Origin of the sequence: Microcoleus sp. S28C3 (assembly GCF_036700785.1) — a bacterium.
In the GTDB taxonomy this organism is placed as follows: Bacteria; Cyanobacteriota; Cyanobacteriia; order Cyanobacteriales; family Microcoleaceae; genus Microcoleus; species Microcoleus asticus.
Map to the genome: position 1 here is coordinate 17,752 of NZ_JAUBPO010000063.1, position 20,957 is coordinate 38,708.

Consider the following 20,957-nt stretch of genomic DNA (forward strand, 5'->3'; position numbering starts at 1 on the left):
ATCCTGAACAAAATTGAAGGGATTCGGTTCGGAGTTTGGATTCTGGGTTTGAGATTCCTCCCAAATCCCGAATCCAAAACCTAGGGGTAGTTTACCCTACCGAAATGATTCGCGCTAGGAAAAATGCCCACGTAGTGACAATTCCGCCTAACAGGTAGTGAGCTACACCCACAGCCCGACCCTGAATAATGCTCAGAGCGCGAGGCTGAATCGAGGGAGCTACCTTGAGCTTATTGTGAGCCCAAACAATGGATTCAATCAGTTCTTGCCAGTAGCCGCGGCCGCTGAACAGGAACATCAAGCTGAAGGCGAACACAAAGTGTCCAGCTAGGAACATCAGACCGTAGGCCGACAGTGCCGAACCGTAGGACTGAATCACCTGAGAAGCTTGCGCCCATAGGAAGTCCCGCAGCCAGCCGTTAATCGTGAGCGCACTTTGTGCGAAATTACCGCCGGTGATGTGAGAAATTGTGCCGTCTGGCGATACTGTTCCCCACACGTCCGACTGCATTTTCCAGCTAAAGTGGAAAATCACGATCGAGATGCAGTTGTACATCCAGAACAAGCCTAGGAACACGTGATCCCAACCCGAAACTTGGCAGGTGCCGCCACGGCCGGGGCCGTCGCAAGGGAACCGGAAGCCCAAGTTACCTTTGTCAGGAACCAAACGAGAACTGCGTGCGAACAACACGCCCTTCAAGAGGATCAGGACTGTAACGTGAATGGTGAAAGCGTGGATGTGGTGGATCAAGAAGTCCGCCGTACCCAACTCGATCGGCATCATCGCTACTTTGCCGGCGACTACTACTGCACCGCCGCCAAAAGCGTGGCTGACGATTTCCGTAGCATTAGGCGCTGTTGTGCCCGGAGCCAAGGCGTGGATGTTTTGCACCCACTGGGCAAATATCGGACGCAACTGAATCCCGGTATCGGAGAACAAATCTTGAGGACGACCGAAAGCCCGCATCGTGTCGTTGTGAACGTACAGACCGAAGCTGTGGAAGCCCAAGAATATGCAAACCCAGTTCAGGTGAGAGATGATGGCATCTCTGTGGCGGATTACGCGGTCGAGCAGGTTATTAACGTGCTGGGCCGGATCGTAATCCCGAACCATGAATATTGCTGCGTGAGCGGCTGCTCCAACAATCAGGAATCCGCCAATCCACATGTGGTGGGTGAACAGGGATAGCTGAGTCGGGTAGTCCGTAGCAATGTACGGATACGGAGGCATCGCGTACATGTGGTGAGCCACGATGATGCTCAAAGAGCCCATCCATGCCAAGTTCCACGACAGTTGGCAGTGCCAAGACTGCGTGAAGATTTCGTACATCCCCTTGTGGCCTTCGCCTGTGAAGGGGCCTTTGTGAGCTTCCAGAACTTCTTTGAAGCTGTGGCCGATGCCCCAGTTCGTGCGGTAGAAGTGTCCGGCGACGATGAACAGCACTGCCAAAGCTAAGTGGTGGTGCGTTGTATCGGTCAGCCACAGACCGCCTGTGGTGGGGTTCAGACCGCCTTTGAAGGTCAGGAAGTCTGAGTATGCGCCCCAGTTGAGGGTGAAGAAGGGGGTTAAACCTTTAGCGAAACTCGGGTAGATGTCAGCCATCAAGCCCGGTGTCAAAATCCACTCGTGTGGCAGAGGGATGTCAGCAACTGTTTTGATCAGCTTGCCGCCGACTGTCAGCGGTGCGCCCGCATCGATCGCGTCCATGCAAGCGTTAATCGGCAGCGAAACGTGGATTTGCTGTCCCGCGTAGCCCAAACAACCGCAGCCTAGCAAACCTGCCAAGTGGTGGTTCATCATCGATTCCACGTTCTGGAACCATTCCAGTTTCGGAGCGCGGACGTGATAGTGGAACCAACCGGCAAATAGCATCAGGGCTGCCATTACCAAGGCGCCGATCGCAGTGCAATATAGCTGGTATGAGTTAGTGATGCCGTTGGCGTGCCACCACTGGAACAGACCAGAGGTGATCTGAATCCCGTGAAAACCGCCGCCTACATCTGCATTTAAAATTTCTTGACCAAAAATCGGCCAGACCACTTGAGCGCTGGGCTTGATGGCTGTAGGATTTGTCAGCCAAGCTTCGTAATTGGAAAATTTAGCGCCGTGGAAATATGCGCCGCTCAACCATACGAAGATTACTGCCAAGTGGCCGAAGTGAGCGCTAAAGATTTTGCGCGAAACGTCTTCTAAGTCACTTGTATGACTGTCAAAGTCGTGAGCGTTAGCGTGGAGGTTCCAAATCCAAGTGGTGGTTTTTGGCCCTTTAGCTAGAGTGCGATCGAAATGACCTGGTTTTGACCACTTCTCGAAGGAAGTGGGAACCGGATTCTCATCGACTACTACCCTAACTTTTACCTCTCGCTCTGGAGGACTAATGGTCATGAAGACTCTCCTCTCGGTAAGACAAGGAACGAGAACTGATAATGTATCTGACATTCCCCGGGCTTTTGGTACGGGGATTCTCGGTTCTCCGACACATATTGCACTTCACTCTTTGCAGAGTTAGACGCAGGTGCATCGTCTCCCCAAGCATTTTGCTTCTTTGAAGAAGCCAGGTTCCCAGTGTCGCTAACAATGTCGCTGGGTACTGCCAACTCTTCTCACCAGATGAGCCGCCGATCGTGTCCCTGAGTTAGGTTTGATGCGGCTGCTCCTTTTGAGGGAGTTTTATGAATTATAAGCTTGCTAGAGGAGTATTAATCCCTTGTTAACAATACTTAAAAAAGCCTCTATTCTTGATGCAATAACGCCTTTAATTTCCATAGTCCCTCGAAAAAGTCAAGGGGTAATGCCATTAACTTTACAAAACTAAAAGATAAGGTAATTGAGGAATACTGATTTGTAGAGAAATGTTTCGGACAACGGCTGCGAGAGTTAATAGTCTGAGAGGATGGGTTCCCGCTGCAACATCAATCCGGGTTCCTACGAGCCTCCCGAATTCCCGATCGGCAATTCCCAAATACTAAATTCGGTTTTGGGCTATAGTTCCCTATGAGAAGGCTTCTAGGAGTATGGTTGCGTGATTGGCATCAATTGGCACAGAACGGTTGCGGGCAGGCTGCTGGCATTGTTCGCAGCAGCAGTATTAATTTTGGGTTTAGCAAGCTGTGGCGCGGGCCATCCCGAATTGCCCAAATCAGGGAACAAGAGCGGCTCAGATACCGCCCAGATGAACAGAATCTCAGAGGTTTCTCCCCCAGAAGCCCTTCAACAACTGCGTCAGGCTCTAGAAATCTACCAGCCTCAAATTAGTATTTTGAATCCAAAGCCTGACGAAGTGCTTCAGGATATAAACGTGCCTGTTCAGTTCCAACTTAAGGGCTTGCCCATTTTCAAAGATCCAAACTTGGGTTTGGGCCCCCATCTGCAAGTTTTATTAGATAACCAACCTTATGCAGCAGTTTACGATATCAACCAACCTTTAACGCTCTCGGACTTAGAACCCGGAACCCATACCCTGCAGGTGTTAGCCGCTCGCCCTTGGGAAGAAAGCTTTAAAAACGAAGGTGCGGCGGCCCAAACCACCTTTCACGTTTTTACCAAAACTGACGACAATAATCCCGATCGAACATTGCCCCTATTAACGTACAACAGCCCCCAAGGCAGCTACGGGGCAGAACCCATCCTGCTCGACTTTTACTTGACAAATGCCCCCCTGCACGAAGTGGCGCAAGAAAATTCCCAAGATGAAATACTCGATTGGAAAATTCGAGCCACAGTCAACGGCGAAAGCTTTGCGATCGACCAGTGGCAACCTATATATCTTAAAGGATTCAAACCAGGGAAAAACTGGCTACAGCTAGAATTAATTGACGAACGGGGAAATATCGTCAAAAACGCCTTTAATAATACAGTCAGACTGATAAATTACGAACCGCTCGGTCAAGACACTCTTTCAAAATTACTGCGAGGCGAACTAACAGTAGCAGAAACTCGCGGTATAGTCGATCGTGCCTACCAAGCCCCCGAGCCCACACCAACGCCAACCCCCGAACCGAAACCGACACCTGCATTAGAAAAAACACCAGTTGTCCAACCCTCACCAGCGGTTCCAGAAACCCCAGTTACCCAACCCAGCTTAGAGCCAACAGTTGCTCCCGAAGTTGCTCCGGTTCAAATAATAGAACCGACGCCAACAGCAACCCCGCAACTCGAAGCGCCAAAACTTGTAGAACCAGTTCCAGTAATAGAACCGAAGCCGACAGCAACTCCAGAATTAGAATCATCGAAAGCTGTAGAACCAGTTCCAGTAATAGAACCGAAGCCGACAGCAACTCCACAGTTAGAAACCCCCACAGTTGTGGTTCCTGTTAAAATAATAGAACCCACAGCAACAGCATCTCCCGAAGCAAAAAAACAGGAATATAAAGGATACTACAATCGGTTTCGCAACTTTTTGCGTCAAGTTGTCGAACCTGCTACTCCTTCAGATTCCCCAACTCTGCCAGAAATAACAAAAAAAGCTCCAGTACCAAAAGTAGTCGTTCCTACGATACCAGAACAGTCTCCCAATCTTGTACCGCCAGCGCCACCAGTTGCCACTGAAACTCCTAGCCAGCCAACCCCCGACTTAGCTGCTCCCGAAAAAACAGTTTTAGAACCCGAAAATCAGCCAAAATCCGAACAAAAAGTCGAATTTGCCACGTAACAAAATCTTTCTGAGCTTCTTCGTGGCATGGGCGTCCCGCCCGTGCTGCATCTGCGGTCAAAAATTAAAGGAAACCCAAAAATGACCTACCTAGAAACAGCAGCCCAATTCTACAGCGATGTTGCCGAAACACCCCAAATCGGACTTTGCTGCGTCCAAAGCAGTCCCTTGCAATTGCCAGGATTAAAAATTCCCGAACAAATGCAAGAAATGAATTACGGCTGCGGTACAACAGTCCACGCCGCCGAACTTGTCGGCAATCCAGTCGTGCTTTATGTAGGCGTCGGCGGCGGTTTAGAAGCACTGCAATTTGCTTATTTTTCTAGACAAAAGGGAGCAGTAATTGCCGTCGATCCGGTTCCAGCAATGCGAGAAGCGGCTGCACGAAACTTGCAAGTTGCCGCCCAAGAAAATGATTGGTTTGATGCGAGTTTTGTGGAAATTCGCGAAGGCGATGCTTTTGCATTGCCGGTGCCGGATGCCTCTGTAGATGTTGTCGCCCAAAACTGCTTGTTTAACATCTTTGAACCTGCGGATTTAGCTAAAGCATTAAAAGAAACTTATCGGGTCTTAAAACCCGGTGGCAGGTTGTTGATGAGCGATCCGATCGCAACTCGCCCCATTCCGCAACATTTGAAGGAAGACCAACGCTTGCGGGCCTTGTGTTTGTCGGGCGCTTTGACATACGCAGAATACGTTCAACACCTTGTAGACGTTGGTTTTGGGCAAGTAGAAGTTCGGGCGCGCCGTCCTTACCGGCTGCTGGACAAATACAATTATCAGTTAGATGCGGATTTGCTGTTAGAAAGCCTGGATTCGGTGTCTTTCAAAGTGCCAGTACCGGATGACGGAGCTTGCATTTTCACTGGCAAGACGGCGATTTATACGGGGAAGGAAGAGCTGTTTGATGACGGGGCGGGTCACGTTTTGCAGCGGGGAGTTCCGGCGGCGGTATGCGATAAAACTGCTGGGAAGTTGGGGGGATTAATGCCCGACAAGGTGTTAATTACTGATTCGACTTGGCATTATAACGGCGGCGGTTGCTGTTAGATTGATTTCCAAATCTGGAGGTAGCGTTCACCGCAGAGATAGCTGCCTCTTTCAACTATTTCTACTGATAGTTATCTCTGGACTATACCTCATAAAAATTATCAGAGGAGTTATTGTATGAGTATTTTAGATGTGTTAAAGAAAGAGAGCTTCTCGGTAAGTATGAAAAATATTTGTTGCGAAGGACATCAAGAGCGTGAAATTCTAAAACTCATCCTGTCCTACCTAGATAATATGATTGACCAGCGAGTATTTGATGCAGTCATTTATGAAAGGTTGGAGAAGATTACTCTAGAAATAGGGGAATTGTTGAAGGCAGATAGAACCACAATTTTTCTATTCGATAAAGAGCCAAATGAACTGTGGGCCGTAGCCAGAGATGAAAATGGCAAAAGCCGAGAGATCCGTATCCGTGCAACTGTAGGAATCGCAGGGGAAGCTGCCACCTTCAAAAAAGTGGTAAATATTCCCTATGACTTTTATGATGATCCACGTTCTGTAAATGCCAGAAAGGTTGAGCAAAAAATAGGATATCGCACCTACACAATGCTGGTTATGCCTTTGTTAAATGAGGAAACAGGCGAGTTAATCGCGGTAGTCCAACTGATTAATAAACTCAGACCCCACAACCAAGATTATCATACTTTAGGCGAACAGATTGACAAGGTTGGGTTTACTCAAGCAGACGAAGAAAATTTTAGAGAATTGGCCTCGTCCATTCGCTTAGTTGTAGAGTCGTCCAAATCTTTCTACGCCGCAAGTCAAAGACAACGGGCCGCGACAGCGCTGATGAACGCCGTTAACGCTCTTTCTCAGAGCGGTTTAGACTTAGATGATACCTTGAAGCGGGTGATGGATCAGGCCCAAGAACTGATGCAAGCCGATCGCAGTATCTTGTGGCTACTTGACGCAGATAAAGATCAACTGTGGACGAAAATCCCGATCGCCGGCGATCTTAAAGAACTTCGCATACCCAGAACCGCCGGTTTTGCAGGTATTGTGGCTCAATCCGGCGAACCGCTGTTGATTCCCTTTGACGTGTACGACGATCCCCGCGCTGCAACTTCCAAAGAAGTGGATCAAAAGTCGGGGTATCGCACTTGCAGTATGCTGTCTATGCCGGTGTTTAACTCCAACCACAAATTGATTGGCGTCACCCAATTAGTTAATAAAAAACGACCAGGAGAATTCCCCCCCTACAACCCGGAAGATTGGCCGCAAGCCCCCGAACAGTGGAAAGCGAGTTTCAATCAAACCGACATGGAATTTATGAAGGCGTTTAACATCCAAGCAGGAGTCGCCCTGCAAAACGCTATCCTGTTTTCCGAGGTCAAACAACAAGAAAACAGACACAAAGATATAGTGCGATCGCTCCCTAATGGTGTCATCTCGACTGATGAAAAAGGTAACATTATTACCGCTAATGAGCGAGCTAAACAATTGCTAGGTGCTAGCGAGGGAGAAGTCGTAGAGGGTGTATCTTTGGGTGATTTAATTAAAATCGAGAATGATAGTTTTAGTCAATGGTTAAATGCTGCTTTGTCACCCGAAGGCGATCGAGATAGAGAGCAATATTACCCCAATCTGGTTCTATTGCCATTGCAAGGAGAACCGCAGAATATCAATCTGTGGGTTAACTCAATGACAGACGCGCTCGACGAGAATAAAATTAACGGTGTATTGGTTATTTTGGAAAATAACAGCAGGGAAAACCAAGGATAAAATTTGAGAGAAGCAAGAAGACTATATTGTTGGTGAACCCGCCCTGGAAGCCATATATTAATTAGCTTGGTATTTTCGGACATCACCTAACTATTCCTACTTACCAAGCTATAAGCTGAACTTGAGGCGCGACTGATTCCCTGCAATATTGCGTGATTAGCGCTTGGGCATTTTCCCTGTTTTGTCCTGTGAATAAATTGAAAACTACTTCTTCATCTTGAGAGGAGAGATATAACAAACCACAGTTTTTTACCCGTGAATAAATTAAGGGAACTTTGGCAAACTCAAGTAAAGTAGCTTTTTTGCGATCGCGCTCTCTCGCTTCTGGGCTATCGTGGTATTGAGACTGAAACTCTACTACTAGGCAAGGATTGTAGTTCAAGTCTGTGATTAGAGCATCGACAGCACTGGGGCTAAATAAAAACTTTTTGAGTTCCCAGTCAAGGTTGCTGACTTGTTCGCAAATTTGGGATAAGCTAACCTGTGTATGGATTTTATAGTTGTTGTCTACACAGGTATGAAGAAACTCAAGCATTCTTTCTTCGTAAGGGTTGACCAGTCTTTTGGCTTTGACAGACATTATTGTGCCTCCATGAGAATTTTTGCAAAGTGACCCAAGAACTCTTCTAGAACTTCACTTGAACTGATAGAAACCTGCCATGCGTAGGGAAAAAGTTTATCTTCGCTGAATATGACGTAGCTGTCCCTATTACTTAATGTTTCAATGGGAAATTTTTCATTTTTATTAAGGATAATTTTTGGGAGAAATCTGCGTCTATAGTGAGCCCTTACATAAACGTTGGGTTCTCCTCGTCGTACATGAGAGTTTATTAGCTGTTCTTTTGTGATTTCATTTATATAAAAACTGCCCCTTGTTTTCCCTTCTATTAGGGTAGTAAATCGCGGATCAATTGAATTGAAAAAAAGCTCTTTTTTACTTGGTAAAACCCAGAGTGATCCTGCTGTAAGAAGTTCAGGTGTTACTCCTTCCCCTGTCCAATACTTGAAGCTGAGTATATGTTCGTCTAAGATATCTTGAGGAATAGAAATAAATAAACTATCCTTTCGCTCTTGAAAAACAACTTGATAACGTTTATCCGCTTTCCATAGCTTCTTAACTCTGTATCCTATATATTGAGAGGTTCGCTTCTCTTCAAACTTGTCATAGAAACCAAGTTGCTTGAGTAAACTCGTAGCTAAAGACATCAAATCTTCGCCACCTTCAATCACTTGAATATTGGTTGAAATCAGCCGGGGTACGCCGTTTTCCACCTCAAAACGCTGGATGACATCGTAGATAATTTTAGACATTTGCTGGTTCCTAAAAACCTTTGCTAAGGTTTCTAGATATAGCTTAAACTTGCCATCCAGGAATGTCAAGGATCTTGGCTAAGATTTTTAGATCCTAGGGAGAGAGGGATTTTTTGAGTATTTATACGCAACAAGGACAGTGATGCCCGATCGCACCTCTCGCCCCCCTGTTGTGGTACAGGCACTCGGACCTGTACCACAAGCCCTCGTTTAACCTTCCCTTTTCCCCATGCAGCGAAACTTCCCGCTAAATTAAAGAAGTAAAAAAATCATTCACGCCCTACCAAGGAGATGCCATGCCTCGCGTCAGAGCACCAGAATTCCCCGGAAACTACCCCTGGCTAAACACCGAGAAACCTTTATCCATTGAATCCTTAAAAGGGCGCGTCGTCCTCCTCGACTTCTGGACTTACTGCTGCATCAATTGCTTGCACGTCCTCCCAGACTTAAAATACCTCGAACAAAAATATAAAGATTCCCTCACGGTTATCGGCGTTCACTCCGCAAAATTTGAAAACGAAAAAGAAGTAGAAAACATCCGCCAAGCTATCCTCCGCTACGATATCGAACATCCGGTAATCGTAGACAGCGGGATGAAAGTTTGGCAAAGCTACGCGGTTCGCGCTTGGCCGACTTTAATGGTGATCGATCCAGAAAGTTATGTCGTTGGCTTTGTTTCCGGCGAAGGCAATAGAGAAGCACTTGACGAGTTAGTTGGTAAGTTAATTGCTGAATACAAAGATAAAAATGCACTTAACTTTAAACAACTCAGTTTTCGCTTAGAAAAACAGCGCAAACCTCTATCAACACCGCTGGCTTTTCCCGGTAAAGTGCTGGCATTTGCCATCACTGCAACGGAGGCAAAACACCTTCACCAACATGAAGCTCTTTTGGGCGAAATGACTGAGGATAATGAATTTGTAGATGAAACTGTATTGCCCGGGCCTGCTAACTCGGTTCAACAAAACTTGGTCGGTTCTTGCTTGTTTATTGCGGATTCGGGACATAACCGAATTGTTGTGAGCACTACCGAAGGCGATGTGCTGCACGTCATCGGTACCGGCAAACCGGGTTTAACCGATGGGGGCTTTGAAGAGGCGGAGTTTTTTGCACCTCAAGGTATGGCTTTTGATGCAGAAAGTCAAATTCTTTATGTTGCTGATACGGAAAATCATGCTCTCAGAAAAATTGATTTTACGACTCAACGAGTGGAAACTGTTGCTGGTACAGGCGAACAAAGTCACGAAATTGCACCGGGCAGCGGCAAGGGTTTAGAAACCAAATTGAACTCGCCTTGGGATTTAGAAAGAGTTGGAAATAGACTTTTTATTGCTATGGCGGGTTCGCACCAAATTTGGGAAATGCAATTAGACACTGGTACGATCGGCACTTATGCGGGTATTGGTCGAGAATCCTGTGTTGACGGGAGTCTTGCAGAATCTGCTTTTTCTCAGCCCAGCGGCCTGGCTACGGATCGATCGGAGTTGTTTGTTGCTGATAGCGAAATTAGTTCGATTCGCGCTGTGGGTATTGATGAAGACCCGAAGGTGCGTACTGTTTGCGGTAGCGGTGAATTGTTTGGTTTTGGGGATAAAGATGGTCGCGCCGATGAGGTCAGGTTGCAGCACTGTTTGGGTGTTGAATACGCTCAAAATTACCTCTGGGTTGCTGATACTTACAATCATAAAATTAAGCGGATCGACCACCGGGGCGGTACGTGCAGAACAATGATTGGAGATGGTACAGCAGGTTTGGTTGATGCTAAAGGTCTCAAGGCTCGATTTTTTGAACCTTCAGGGTTGAGCGCGATCGGGTCTCACTTGTTTGTTGCTGATACGAACAATCATGTGATTCGGAGAGTTGAGTTGGATACGCTGGAAGTCACAACTTTGGATTTCACGGGTTTGTGTCCTCCTGATGTTTGTCTTCCTGATTGAGCCGATCGACCTTTTTCACATCAGACACCGTTCTCAATTATCCTGATTGCCAGATTGATTTTGATAACGTAGGGTGCTCTTCGGTGCACCTTACCACAATTTTCAACCAAAGTAAGTTAGCCTAATTATTCGCGGCGAGTGCAGTGTCTCAGCAGCAATTCAGTCTGGATGCAGAACCTGTATATTTATGGTGCAGGGCAGAAGAACACCTGGCCGATATAAGTAGAGCGTCAAACCACTTTTTGCGTCCACCACTGAATTGCTAGATGTTGTTAATGCCAGGGCTACTCAACGCGCGATCGCCAGTATTAAATAATCGCAAAAATCTTCGCCCAAATCTAAAATTCCGAATATCTCAGCAGCCGCATTATTTTTTCATCATCGTTCAATTCGCCGACAATTCGCCGCACGGGTTTCGGCCAGATTTTAATCAAAGTAGGAGTTGCTGAAATCTGATCTGCCTCAGCTTGTTCTGGATGTTTTAAAACATCAATTACTTTCAAAGTGTAGGGACGATCGAGGCATTGCTCTAAGAACTGGTGTAAAGTTTCGAGGGTGCGTTCGGTGCTGGGATTGCTGCCGGAAACAAAGAGGCGCAAAACGTACCCTTGAGTTTGTGGCGGTGGGGTGAGTGCTGTTTGTTTGGGAAGCGGAGTCTGCTGCGATTGCGGGGAGGACGAGGGAGATACGATCGAACCGATCGAGTCCGATCGAGTTTCGGGGCTGGCATACTGTACAACTAAGTCGTGATTTTCCCAAAGTTCGGGGAATTCTTGGTGATAAGTAGCGATCGCCATCGGTTCGCACATTTCTTCGCTGCGGGGATGCCAAACCAAGTCGCCAGTCCCAAAAATGGCATTCAGCAGGGTTTGATGTCGCAGCACCGGGGGGTAAGCCTCGGCAGCAACCCGCACCTGCCGATCGCCTGGATCGAGCCAGCAGTCAACGGTTGCGGTATAGCAAGGTATCAGAAAATGTGGCGGTTCCGACAAACCGAGGATCTCCTGTAGAGCTACGCACAACTGCAAGTGCCACCGAGTTTGCTTGCGGGAGTCTATGCAATAGATTAAGTCTCCCCCTGGTGTAAACAGCGCAATACCTTTGAAAAATTCTGGCAAAATCGGGCGATCGACTTTCAATGAAGTACACCAATTAAAGTTAACAGTTAACAGTTAACTGTTAACTGTTAACACTCCACCTTTAGACTCGACCTCGGAGCATCTGAGCCATTTCGTTCGGGAACGGCGAGTTCTCTACACAAAGTTCTTCAGTAATCCGACCTTCTTGATAAAGACCGTAGAGCGACTTATTCATCGTCGTCATGCCTTCATAAGTATCTTTGATCATGATTTGATTGATTTCCTCATTCTGGCCCTTGAGAATGTATTCCTTAACCACGTCGGTATTGATCATAACGTCGTGGAAAGCAGCCCGCTTCCCGTCTGTGGTTTTGCACAGCAGTTGAGCAATAATCGCCACTAGGGATTCGGAAATTGAAACCCGTATGGCATCCTGTTCTTCCGCCCCGAACATATCAAGAATCCGGTTCAGGGTCTTAACCGCACTGTTGGTGTGCAGGGTTCCTGCAACTAAGTGACCGGTTTGAGAGGCTTTGAGGGCGATTTCCACCGTCTCTCTGTCCCGAATTTCTCCTACTAGCAGCATATCCGGGTCTTGTCGCAGAGCGCCTTTGAGAGCGCTCATAAACTTGAGGGTGTGCCTGCCGACTTCCCGGTGCTTGATCAAGGATTTTTTGCTTTCGTGTACGAATTCTACGGGGTCTTCGATCGTGATGATGTTGTAGGCTTTATTCTTATTGATGTAGTCGATCATCGCGGCCAAGGTGGTAGACTTACCCGAACCTGTCGGGCCTGTCACCAAAATCAGCCCTTTGTGGTAGCCGCATATTTTCCTAAATACCTCCGGCAGTTTCAATTCCTCCATTGTCAATATTTTGGCAGGAATTAGCCGCAGCACCATCGCCGGGCCGGCCAAGGAGTCCATGCAACTGATCCGGATGCGGACGAAGCCGAAGTCGAAAGCGCCGTCAAAGTCTAGGGTTTTTTGGAAAATTTCTACTTCTTCATCGCTCATGCACTCGCGCAGCCAACCAAAAAACGTATCTAAATCCGTCGGTGGATAGCCGATGTCGGCAATCTCGCCCCGGGTGCGGAAGCGGGGAACTTCGTTTACTCCGAGGTGAAGGTCGGATACTCCTTCTTCTTTGGCTCGGATTACTAGCTCTTTCAAACTCGGAGATCCGCCGCTGCTAGAGTTCGGGTTTTTAGGTGTGGCGAAGGATTGCGGCGGCGGTGCTGGTGCTGGTGCTGGTGCTGGTGCGGGCGGCGGTGCTGGTGCTGGCGGCGGTGCTGGCGGCATTCCTGCTGCTCTGGGGGGCATCCCTGGAGCTGGAGGGCGGGGTATTCCGGGCAGTGGGGGAGCTCCGGGTACGGGCGGGCGAGGAGCTGGCGGATGCTGTTGTGTCATATGCGCTACCTTAAGTTGGTGAGAAGGCTGACTCGAACAGATGATTTGTGGGAGTTGGACAATGCCGATCGCCATTGTGCGGGTCTTGCACAAAAGCTTGACTGTTCTACTCAGTCTATCCTAAGAGGGAGTCATAATGCTGCACTATTAAGGAAATATTATGCCAATTGGAGGATGCGAGCGCTCTCGCTCTACGGCGGAATATGGATTTTCTACATTTTTGGAGAATTTTTTTAATGAAAAGAGTTTTCCGCAACCAGTAAGTATAAATTGATACTTTAGCCCCCTATTAAGGACTTAAACCGATGAATTCTGTCGATCGGGCTTTTACTCCAGCTCTGGAGTTGGCGGAGTCGATCCGCACCCTGGAAGTGTCGCCTTTAGAAATTGTCAATCTCTACTTGGAACGGATCGATCGATTAAACCCCGAGCTGGGCAGTTATTTTACAGTAACCGCCGAGCGGGCGATCGCCCTGGCTAAATCTCAAACCGAAAAACTAGCTGGGTTAAACAAGCCACAGGAATTGCCACCTTTTTTCGGAGTGCCGATCGCCATTAAAGACTTGACACCAGTTACCGGCGTTCCCTGTACCTACGGCACTCAGGCTTTGCTGGGTAACATCTCTGCCTACGACGAGTCAGTAGTCTGGCGGATCAAAGCAGCGGGATTTAACATTCTGGGGAAAACAGCAACCTCTCAAATTGGCTCATTACCTTACACCGAACCAGAAGGTTTCCCACCGGCGCGCAATCCCTGGAATTTAGACTATACGCCCGGAGGTTCCAGCGGAGGCTCAGCGGCGGCTGTAGCAGCGGGTTTGTGCGCGATCGCCCAAGGTTCAGACGGCGGCGGTTCGATTCGAGGCCCAGCTTCCTGCTGCGGTTTAGTGGGCATTAAACCGTCGCGGGGGCGAGTTTCCTGGGCACCTGTCGGAGATTACCTCAGCGGCATTTCTGCCAACGGCCCACTGGCGCGCACTGTAGCTGACGCCGCCGCACTTTTGGACGTGATGTCAGGCTACACAACAGGCGATCCGTACTGGCTACCCGATTCAAATCCGACGTTTTTAGAGGCTTCCCGTCAAAAGCAGGGCAAGCTGCGAATCGCTTTTTCTACGACTATTTCCCCTGTGGGCGAGGTTTCGGCTACCTGTCAGCAAGCGGTACTCGAAACAGTAAAATTATTGACAGATTTGGGCCACGATGTCGAACCTGGATGCCCGGATTTTACGGGTTTAATCGAACCGTTTATCGCAATTTGGCAGTCGGGGGCTGCTGCAAGCGGCATTCCAGGCCCTGCTTTGGAACCGATGAATCGCTGGCTGTTAGAAAGAACTATTTCGGCTGGGGAATATTTGCGGGCGGTGAATCAAATGCAGGTGATTTCACGGCGGATTGTGGGATTCTTTGAAAAATTTGATGTGTTAGTTTTGCCGACTTATATGCACTCGCCAATCCGGGTTGGGGAGTGGGCGGATTTGAGTTTTGAAGAAACTTTGCAGCGGATTATTAATTGGATTGCTCCTTGTCCGCCGTTTAATGCTAGCGGTTTGCCTGCGATCGCACTTCCTGCTATTTTAGATGACAACGGTTTGCCCGTGGGAATTCAAATTATCGGGCGGCCGGCAGCGGAAGCAACTTTAATTGCTTTAGCGGCGCAGATGGAAGCGGCGAAACCTTTCCCGGTTTTAGATTTTAAATAGGGAAGAGCAAGGGATAAAAGCACGTTTCACTTTTTTATTGGTGTGCCAAATCAGGATTTGTCCGCGGGGAACTAGAAATCCGGTTTTTGGCAGAAATTTCTATTGACTGTTGACTGTTTGACATTTGAACAATACAGATGCAACGGCAAACGAAAGGATTGAGAAAGGGGACAAATTTCAGGTTGAATTCTTGTAAAATATAAGGTACTTCTTAAACTACTTGACTTTTTTGGGAAGTAGGGTAGAAGTTTTCAACTTAATTGCCGCTGGCGGGTGTATCTAAAAAAATAGCTTATGTTTAAGACAGCAGGACTGTTTGAAGAAAACCCTATTCAGGGAAATATTGCGGGTGTTTCAGCGGAAATACTAGACTTATTCAGTAATTTCGATCGCTTAAATCGGATCGGCAAAAGTGCCATCGGCGATACCAATGGTTTATTTGATACCAGCTACGATTTGACTCAAAAACCCGATTGGCCGGCTGCTGCGACTGGTAGTGCGATCGACCTTTTTGAGCCATTCACCGACTTCGGTCTCCAATCGTCAGGAAGCGACAATCTTAAAGTTGATAGTAGTCTAAAATCCCAGACCGCTGTCTCCACTCAAGTTCAGACAGACGAACTGACAGGGATGGATTTTGCTGTTGGCGATAGTGGTGGCGGGCCAGAACTCACCCTATCCCAAACTTCTTCGCTATTTCCTGATGAAAACTGGGCTTTCAATTTTACAGATTACACCATCGAGCACCAAGGTTTAAACACCCTAAACCTCAAAGTTGGTTACGGATTAAAACCGGGAATTACCCAGAACGAATATCCCGATTTTGTACCAATTTACCAAAGTATTGATAACTTCCTAGTTAACTACCCGAACGAAACAGATTTTTGGGAAATTGTTAACAAAAATTTAACGAAAAAGGTGCTTAATGAAAATCCGGTATTGACAGATGTTACGATTCAACTTGAAGTTTTGCCAACTGACAGATTGCCCTACGATCGCGCCAGTACAGTTTTCCGCAGTCAATCGGGCCAAATCAAAGAAGATTGGAATTTTTCAGTCAAAGACTACGCAATCAATCACCAAGGATTGAACAAGCTCAATCTCGATATAGATTACCAGTATAAGCCGGAAATCTCTCCCAATGAATATCCCGATTTTGTGCCAATCTACAAAAGCATTGATAACTTTTTAACCACATATCCGAACGAAACTGATTTTTGGGAAGTTGTAAATAAAAACTTGACTCAAAATATCCTCAAGGAAAATCCTGCCTTGGTGGCAATTAAGATAGATTTCAACGTTCTGCCAAGCCCAAACTTGCCCTACAACCGCACCAGCAAAGTTACTCGCACTCAACCCAGCAATCCTCAAGGAACTTTCCTAGTTGGCAATAGCAGGGGAAATAATGTACTTCGGTTTGACGGCAATACCGGCAATTTTCTAGGCGAATTTATTTCACCGGGAAGCGGCGGTTTGTCCAATCCAGATACAATCGTTTTTGGGCCAGATGGCAATGGCGATGATAAGTCGGACATTTACGTTAGTAGCGGCGAAAAGCCCGGAAATTCGGGAGAACCGACAGCATCTGCGGTATTGCGGTATGACGGAATTACTGGCGCCTTTATTGACAAGTTTGTCGGCGATAATCCGAACACGGCGGTCGATGAAACTGGCGGATTATTTCGCCCTTACGGTTTAGCTTTTGGCCCTGACCGTAATTTTTATGTCAGCAGTTTTTTGAGCGACCAAATTCTCCGATATAACGGCAAAACAGGACAGTTTATTGATGTATTTGCTTCGGGAAATCAGCAAGCGGGAGGATTGAATGGCCCGAACGGTTTACTGTTTGCTCCTGACGGCAATTTGTATGTGACAACGCAGGGGAGTGTTGCTCGCAATGGTAAAGCAGATTATAGCGCAAGTTTCCCCAGTCAGGTGCTGCGTTACAACCCTCAAACCCGGCAGTCAAGTATCTTTGCTTCGCCCGATCCTTCGCCTCGGAGTCAGGGATTTGCAAGTCTTTTGGGAATGGCAATCGGGCCCGCTGACGGCGACCTTTATGTCAGCGATTTTGCTAACGATATCAGGCGCTACAATTTAAAAAGTGGGGAATTGGTCAAGGTTTTATCTACCAATTATACTGATACTTCGCCCAGTAGCAATTATCTAGGTAGTTTGGCCTTTTCGCCGATCGGCAATTTGTTTGCAGTTGGCTTTGACAACCGCGCTAATGCTAACGGTGCCGGCGCGGTTTTGCGGTATAACGGCCAGACTGACGAACCGCTGCCAATATCGGGAAATCCTGGGTCGAGTAACAGTTCTATTTTTGTCCCTCCCGACAGCAAGCTAGAGCGTCCAATAGGAATTGCTTTCTTTCCGTCCGATGCTCAACTGACGCAGAAATGGAATTTTACATTGGCAAATTACCCAATTAATCATCAAGGGTTAAACAACCTGAATATTGATGTAAATTATAAGTACCAAGACGGGATTCAAAATTATCAGTATCCTGATTTTGTGCCTATTTACAAGAGCATTGACAATCTTTTAGTTAACTACCCGAACGAAACAGATTTTTGGGAAATTGTCAACAAAAATTTGACCGAAAAAGTGCTTTCTGACAATCCGGCAATTTCGTCTGTGACGGTTAATTTGGACGTTTTACCGACCAACCAATTGCCTTACGAGCGCAGCAGTACCGTTACTCGCACTCAAGATGGTCAATTAGGCGAAGCATGGGATTTCAAGCTTCCTAATTACTCGATCGATCACCAGGGTTTGAATAACCTCAATATTGATGTCAAATATCAGTACAAACCAGGAATTACGCAGGATGAGTATCCAGACTTTGTGCCGATTTACAAAAGCATCGACAATTTCTTGACTAATTATCCCAATGAAACGGATTTCTGGGAAATTCTTAATAAGAGTTTGACGCAAAAGCTGCTAGCTGAAAATCCGGCTTTGGATTCGCTGCAAATTAATCTGGAGGTTTTGCCGACAAACAGATTGCCTTACGATCGAGCTAGTATTGTGTCGGTCGCTTAGCCTATCATTGAAAATTAGATGGACAAATCTTGACAACAAATACATACTTAGCTACCGTAAGGTTAAGGTTAAGTACGTTGCGTAGAAACATGGTTTTTTCGCGTCCGAGACTAACCCATTTAAATTGTCTGTTGTGGTGAAAAACCCGGTTTTTTTAAGAAACCGGATTTCTGAATTAGGAGCGAGTTTGCCAAGCTGCATCTGGGGATATATGCCTGTGTTCCCTTGCATTTGATACCTAAATAGTGGTGGACGCAAATATGATCAAAAACCAGGTTTCGGCGTTAAAGTCGATCGCTCACAACCTGTTATTTTGACTCTTAACCGGCTTTTTGTGCCTCCAGACAAAAATATAGTTTTTTTAATCGGAGTTCGCGATCCACCCAATTTCTAGTCATCAAAGCCATATTTTACCAATAAACCGAGTTGCTCGCGCCCAGTCCTACTTATTACCAATTACGCTGTAATTAATTGAGAATACCTCTTTAGATTGATAGACATTTTGATTATTTCCTTTTAAATATGGTAGCAGTTCGCTGCCAATATTTAGGGTGAAATTTATGTTAACTTCCGGGCCAATTACCGCCCCCGTTCCCGTTTTTCTAGTTCTTTTAGCAATCATGCTACTCGCGCCGCTGTTATTTGAGCGCTTGCGATTGCCGGGAATAGTCGGTTTAATTATTGCTGGCGTAATTGTCGGGCCCAACGGTCTAAATTTGCTGCAGCGAGACGCTACTATTGTTTTGTTAGGTACTGTAGGATTGCTGTTTTTGATGTTCCTAGCGGGACTGGAAACTAGCCTCGACGACCTCAAACTCAATGCGGACAAAGCTGTCATATTTGGGCTGGCTACTTTTTCGCTACCGATGATATTGGGGACGGGAGCAATGCTGCTGTTGGGATATAGCTGGCTGGCTTCAATTTTAGTCGCTTCTTGTTTCGCTACGCACACACTTTTAGCGCTGCCAATTCTCAGCAAATTGGGATTGATGCGAACTCAGACTATTACTACAACTTTGGGCGGGACTTTAATTACGAATGTCTTGGGGCTGTTGGTGCTGGCAATTGTTGTCAAAGCTTTCAAAGGAAATCTCACTCTCGATTTTTGGCTGGTTCTCATTCCATCTCTTGCTATCTACACTTTTGGTACTTTGTGGGGAGTCCCCAAAATCGGTCGCTGGTTTTTTAAGAAATTCGGACATGACGAAAATGCCGAATTTATATTTGTATTAGCTACCCTGTTTGTAGTTTCTTACGCAGCAGAACTAATTGAGATTGAAGCAATTATTGGTGCGTTTCTATCGGGAATTGCCATTACTCAAATTATTCCCAAAATGAGTCCCCTGATGAATCGGATTGAGTTTATTGGCAATACGCTGTTTGTGCCGTTTTTTCTGATTTCTGTGGGGATGTTAATTGACCCGCTAATTTTGGTGAAGCAGCCGCAGTCTTTGTTGGTGGCGGCGGTGATGATTTTAGCAGAGGTGGTGAGCAAGTTTTTGGCAGCATGGCTACCGGGGAAATTATTTCGTTTTGAGTTTCCCAGCATTATGGTAATGTTCGGTCTTTCTGTTGCTCAAGCTGCTTCTACTTTGGCTGCGATTACGGTTGCTTTTGACATTAAATTGGTCGATCGCGTAACGGTGAACGGCATCATTGCCATGATTTTAGTAACTTGTGTCGCTTCTCCTTGGATTGTATCTCGGTGGGGTCAACAAATGCAGCAGCCGGGGTCTAGTTTGCCGACTGCTACTTCGCGAAAGAATTCATGGGGAGATCGAGTTTTAGTGCCTGTTGCTAATCCGAATACGGAAGATAATTTGCTGCGTTTGGCTTTGATTTTAGCAAAAAGCTCTCAGGGAACTTTGCTGCCGCTGCATATTTTGTCCGATCGCGGGGAAGCAATTTCGCCCGCAGATAAAATGCAGCAAACTCAACTTTTGACGGCTGCGGAAACTGTCGCCCATGCTGCTGCTTGTGCGGTTGAACCGATCGCGAGGATAGATGATGCGATCGATCGCGGAATCCTGCGGAGTGCAACCGAACGCGAGGCTAGTTTAATAGTTTGCGGTTGGAAGGGATTTTCCACGACTCGCGACAATTTTTTTGGCAGCATCATTGACAATGTGGTAAGGCGATCGCCCGTACCCGTACTGATTGCTCGATTTCCCGATCCTATCCAGAATACAGCCAGAGTTATTTTGGCGGTCGCTGACAGCGAGTTGACTCAGTTTGGATTTCCGGAAACGGTGGATATTGCGAAGAGTTTAGCCGACGAACTCAAGGCGACTTTGCAAGTGTTGTTGGTGACGACAAAACGGGAACAAAGCAACAAAAGTGCGCCGGAGGTAGAAATTCTTTCTGAGATACCGGTAAATCGGGTGCGGGGAAATTTTATCAAGCTAGTTTCGCAGAATTTGTTAGAACACGATTTGCTGATTTTAACAGCAATTTCTCACCAACAGAAATTGTGGGAACAACCGGGAGCTCTTAAAGAACCGGAAGCGATCGCTCGGGCTCACCCAGATATTTCCATGCTTGTTGTTTATTTTCCTGTATCTTGAGAAAAATATAAACCGCAGATTACGTTATGAATCTGCGGTTTATATTTTAGGGCTAAAGCCAACTGGCAAATTAAACAAAGGTATGTAGTTGCGCTTTAGCGCTCTTTCTTAGCTTAGGAAAGAGCGCTAAAGCGCAACTACATACCTAAAATTTAAGCCCTATTTGTGACAATTGTGTAAGTCTTATATTTAATCCTAATCCAACGGAATTGCTACCAAAATTTCCGCACCTTGGCGCGGTTCGGAAATACACTAGATCCCTCTTTTCACTCGCGAAGTTTGTATTTTTTGGGCTGCCGATTAAAAAATCCTTCAACTCATCATCATTAGCACCCGCACAAGAAGTGTACTTAGGTACGGAATGTGCGATCGGCAAGTAAATATGCCCAGAGGCCTTGACGATCGCGCCTCAAGCCAGACAATTTTTCGGCATTGGGGAGAATTTTGAGAATATGGTGATATATCTCCTCTAGTTCAATAAGG

Annotated in this window: 13 protein-coding genes; 8 read left to right on the forward strand and 5 right to left on the reverse strand. The window is 46.7% G+C overall.

Going from position 1 to position 20,957, the window contains the following annotated elements; all coding sequences use genetic code 11:
• Positions 1 to 91: 91 nt before the first annotated feature.
• Entirely contained in the window at positions 92 to 2,386 is a 2,295-nt protein-coding gene (psaA, locus tag QUA13_RS19005) for a photosystem I core protein PsaA (RefSeq protein WP_333200943.1), read from the reverse strand.
• On the opposite strand from psaA, the gene QUA13_RS19010 reads away from it, so the two are divergent.
• From QUA13_RS19010 to QUA13_RS19025, 4 genes are all read left to right on the forward strand, one after another.
• Positions 2,385 to 2,510 carry a hypothetical protein gene (locus tag QUA13_RS19010; RefSeq protein WP_333200944.1) on the forward strand — a complete coding sequence of 42 codons (126 nt, stop codon included), beginning with the start codon at positions 2,385 to 2,387 and terminating at the stop codon, positions 2,508 to 2,510. The two genes, psaA and QUA13_RS19010, sit on opposite strands and share 2 nt — an antisense overlap.
• A gap of 513 nt (positions 2,511 to 3,023) precedes the next feature.
• Complete coding sequence (locus tag QUA13_RS19015) at positions 3,024 to 4,652, forward strand: hypothetical protein (RefSeq protein ID WP_333200945.1); 1,629 nt, start codon at positions 3,024 to 3,026, stop codon at positions 4,650 to 4,652.
• A gap of 81 nt (positions 4,653 to 4,733) precedes the next feature.
• Positions 4,734 to 5,702 carry an arsenosugar biosynthesis arsenite methyltransferase ArsM gene (arsM, locus tag QUA13_RS19020; protein WP_172192074.1) on the forward strand — a complete coding sequence of 323 codons (969 nt, stop codon included), beginning with the start codon at positions 4,734 to 4,736 and terminating at the stop codon, positions 5,700 to 5,702.
• Between the two features lie 117 nt (positions 5,703 to 5,819).
• Positions 5,820 to 7,424, forward strand: coding sequence for a GAF domain-containing protein (locus tag QUA13_RS19025; RefSeq protein ID WP_445242726.1), 1,605 nt, complete (start codon positions 5,820 to 5,822; stop codon positions 7,422 to 7,424).
• 100 nt (positions 7,425 to 7,524) lie between these two features.
• On the opposite strand, the gene QUA13_RS19030 is transcribed toward QUA13_RS19025, so the two are convergent.
• Both QUA13_RS19030 and QUA13_RS19035 read right to left on the reverse strand, forming a co-directional pair.
• Entirely contained in the window at positions 7,525 to 8,004 is a 480-nt protein-coding gene (locus tag QUA13_RS19030; protein ID WP_333200948.1) for a DUF2726 domain-containing protein, read from the reverse strand.
• Positions 8,004 to 8,735 (reverse strand): hypothetical protein, encoded by a 732-nt coding sequence (locus tag QUA13_RS19035; protein WP_333200950.1) that lies wholly within the window; start codon positions 8,733 to 8,735, stop codon positions 8,004 to 8,006. The genes QUA13_RS19030 and QUA13_RS19035 overlap by 1 nt, the downstream gene beginning before the upstream one ends.
• Positions 8,736 to 9,031: 296 nt before the next feature.
• Here QUA13_RS19035 and QUA13_RS19040 point away from each other — a divergent pair, with 296 nt between their 5' ends.
• The gene (locus QUA13_RS19040) at positions 9,032 to 10,672 is read left to right on the forward strand and encodes a thioredoxin-like domain-containing protein (protein WP_333200952.1); all 1,641 of its coding nucleotides are present in this window, start codon (positions 9,032 to 9,034) and stop codon (positions 10,670 to 10,672) included.
• Between the two features lie 338 nt (positions 10,673 to 11,010).
• Here the strand turns inward: QUA13_RS19040 and QUA13_RS19045 are convergent, their stop codons facing one another.
• Both QUA13_RS19045 and QUA13_RS19050 read right to left on the reverse strand, forming a co-directional pair.
• Positions 11,011 to 11,811, reverse strand: coding sequence for a circadian clock KaiB family protein (locus QUA13_RS19045; protein WP_333200954.1), 801 nt, complete (start codon positions 11,809 to 11,811; stop codon positions 11,011 to 11,013).
• A 61-nt stretch (positions 11,812 to 11,872) separates the two neighbouring features.
• Positions 11,873 to 13,159, reverse strand: coding sequence for a type IV pilus twitching motility protein PilT (locus QUA13_RS19050; RefSeq protein WP_333200970.1), 1,287 nt, complete (start codon positions 13,157 to 13,159; stop codon positions 11,873 to 11,875).
• A gap of 305 nt (positions 13,160 to 13,464) precedes the next feature.
• Between QUA13_RS19050 and QUA13_RS19055 the strand changes: the two genes are divergently transcribed.
• The 3 genes from QUA13_RS19055 to QUA13_RS19065 all read left to right on the forward strand — a co-directional run bounded on the left by QUA13_RS19055 (position 13,465) and on the right by QUA13_RS19065 (position 20,474).
• Positions 13,465 to 14,862, forward strand: a complete 1,398-nt coding sequence (locus QUA13_RS19055; RefSeq protein WP_333188410.1) for an amidase — start codon at positions 13,465 to 13,467, stop codon at positions 14,860 to 14,862.
• 294 nt (positions 14,863 to 15,156) lie between these two features.
• Positions 15,157 to 17,910: an NHL repeat-containing protein gene (locus QUA13_RS19060; RefSeq protein ID WP_333200956.1), complete on the forward strand. Its 2,754-nt coding sequence runs from the start codon at positions 15,157 to 15,159 to the stop codon at positions 17,908 to 17,910.
• A gap of 560 nt (positions 17,911 to 18,470) precedes the next feature.
• Positions 18,471 to 20,474, forward strand: a complete 2,004-nt coding sequence (locus tag QUA13_RS19065; RefSeq protein WP_333200958.1) for a cation:proton antiporter domain-containing protein — start codon at positions 18,471 to 18,473, stop codon at positions 20,472 to 20,474.
• Positions 20,475 to 20,957: the final 483 nt, after the last annotated feature.

Coding starts and splice junctions, on each gene's coding strand:
- QUA13_RS19010 (WP_333200944.1), top strand. CDS start 2,385: ATGAAGACTCTCCTCTCGGTAAGACAAGGAACGAGAACTGATAATGTA.
- psaA (WP_333200943.1), bottom strand. CDS start 2,386: ATGACCATTAGTCCTCCAGAGCGAGAGGTAAAAGTTAGGGTAGTAGTC.
- arsM (WP_172192074.1), top strand. CDS start 4,734: ATGACCTACCTAGAAACAGCAGCCCAATTCTACAGCGATGTTGCCGAA.
- QUA13_RS19025 (WP_445242726.1), top strand. CDS start 5,820: ATGAGTATTTTAGATGTGTTAAAGAAAGAGAGCTTCTCGGTAAGTATG.
- QUA13_RS19030 (WP_333200948.1), bottom strand. CDS start 8,004: ATGTCTGTCAAAGCCAAAAGACTGGTCAACCCTTACGAAGAAAGAATG.
- QUA13_RS19035 (WP_333200950.1), bottom strand. CDS start 8,735: ATGTCTAAAATTATCTACGATGTCATCCAGCGTTTTGAGGTGGAAAAC.
- QUA13_RS19040 (WP_333200952.1), top strand. CDS start 9,032: ATGCCTCGCGTCAGAGCACCAGAATTCCCCGGAAACTACCCCTGGCTA.
- QUA13_RS19050 (WP_333200970.1), bottom strand. CDS start 13,159: ATGACACAACAGCATCCGCCAGCTCCTCGCCCGCCCGTACCCGGAGCT.
- QUA13_RS19055 (WP_333188410.1), top strand. CDS start 13,465: ATGAATTCTGTCGATCGGGCTTTTACTCCAGCTCTGGAGTTGGCGGAG.
- QUA13_RS19060 (WP_333200956.1), top strand. CDS start 15,157: ATGTTTAAGACAGCAGGACTGTTTGAAGAAAACCCTATTCAGGGAAAT.
- QUA13_RS19065 (WP_333200958.1), top strand. CDS start 18,471: ATGTTAACTTCCGGGCCAATTACCGCCCCCGTTCCCGTTTTTCTAGTT.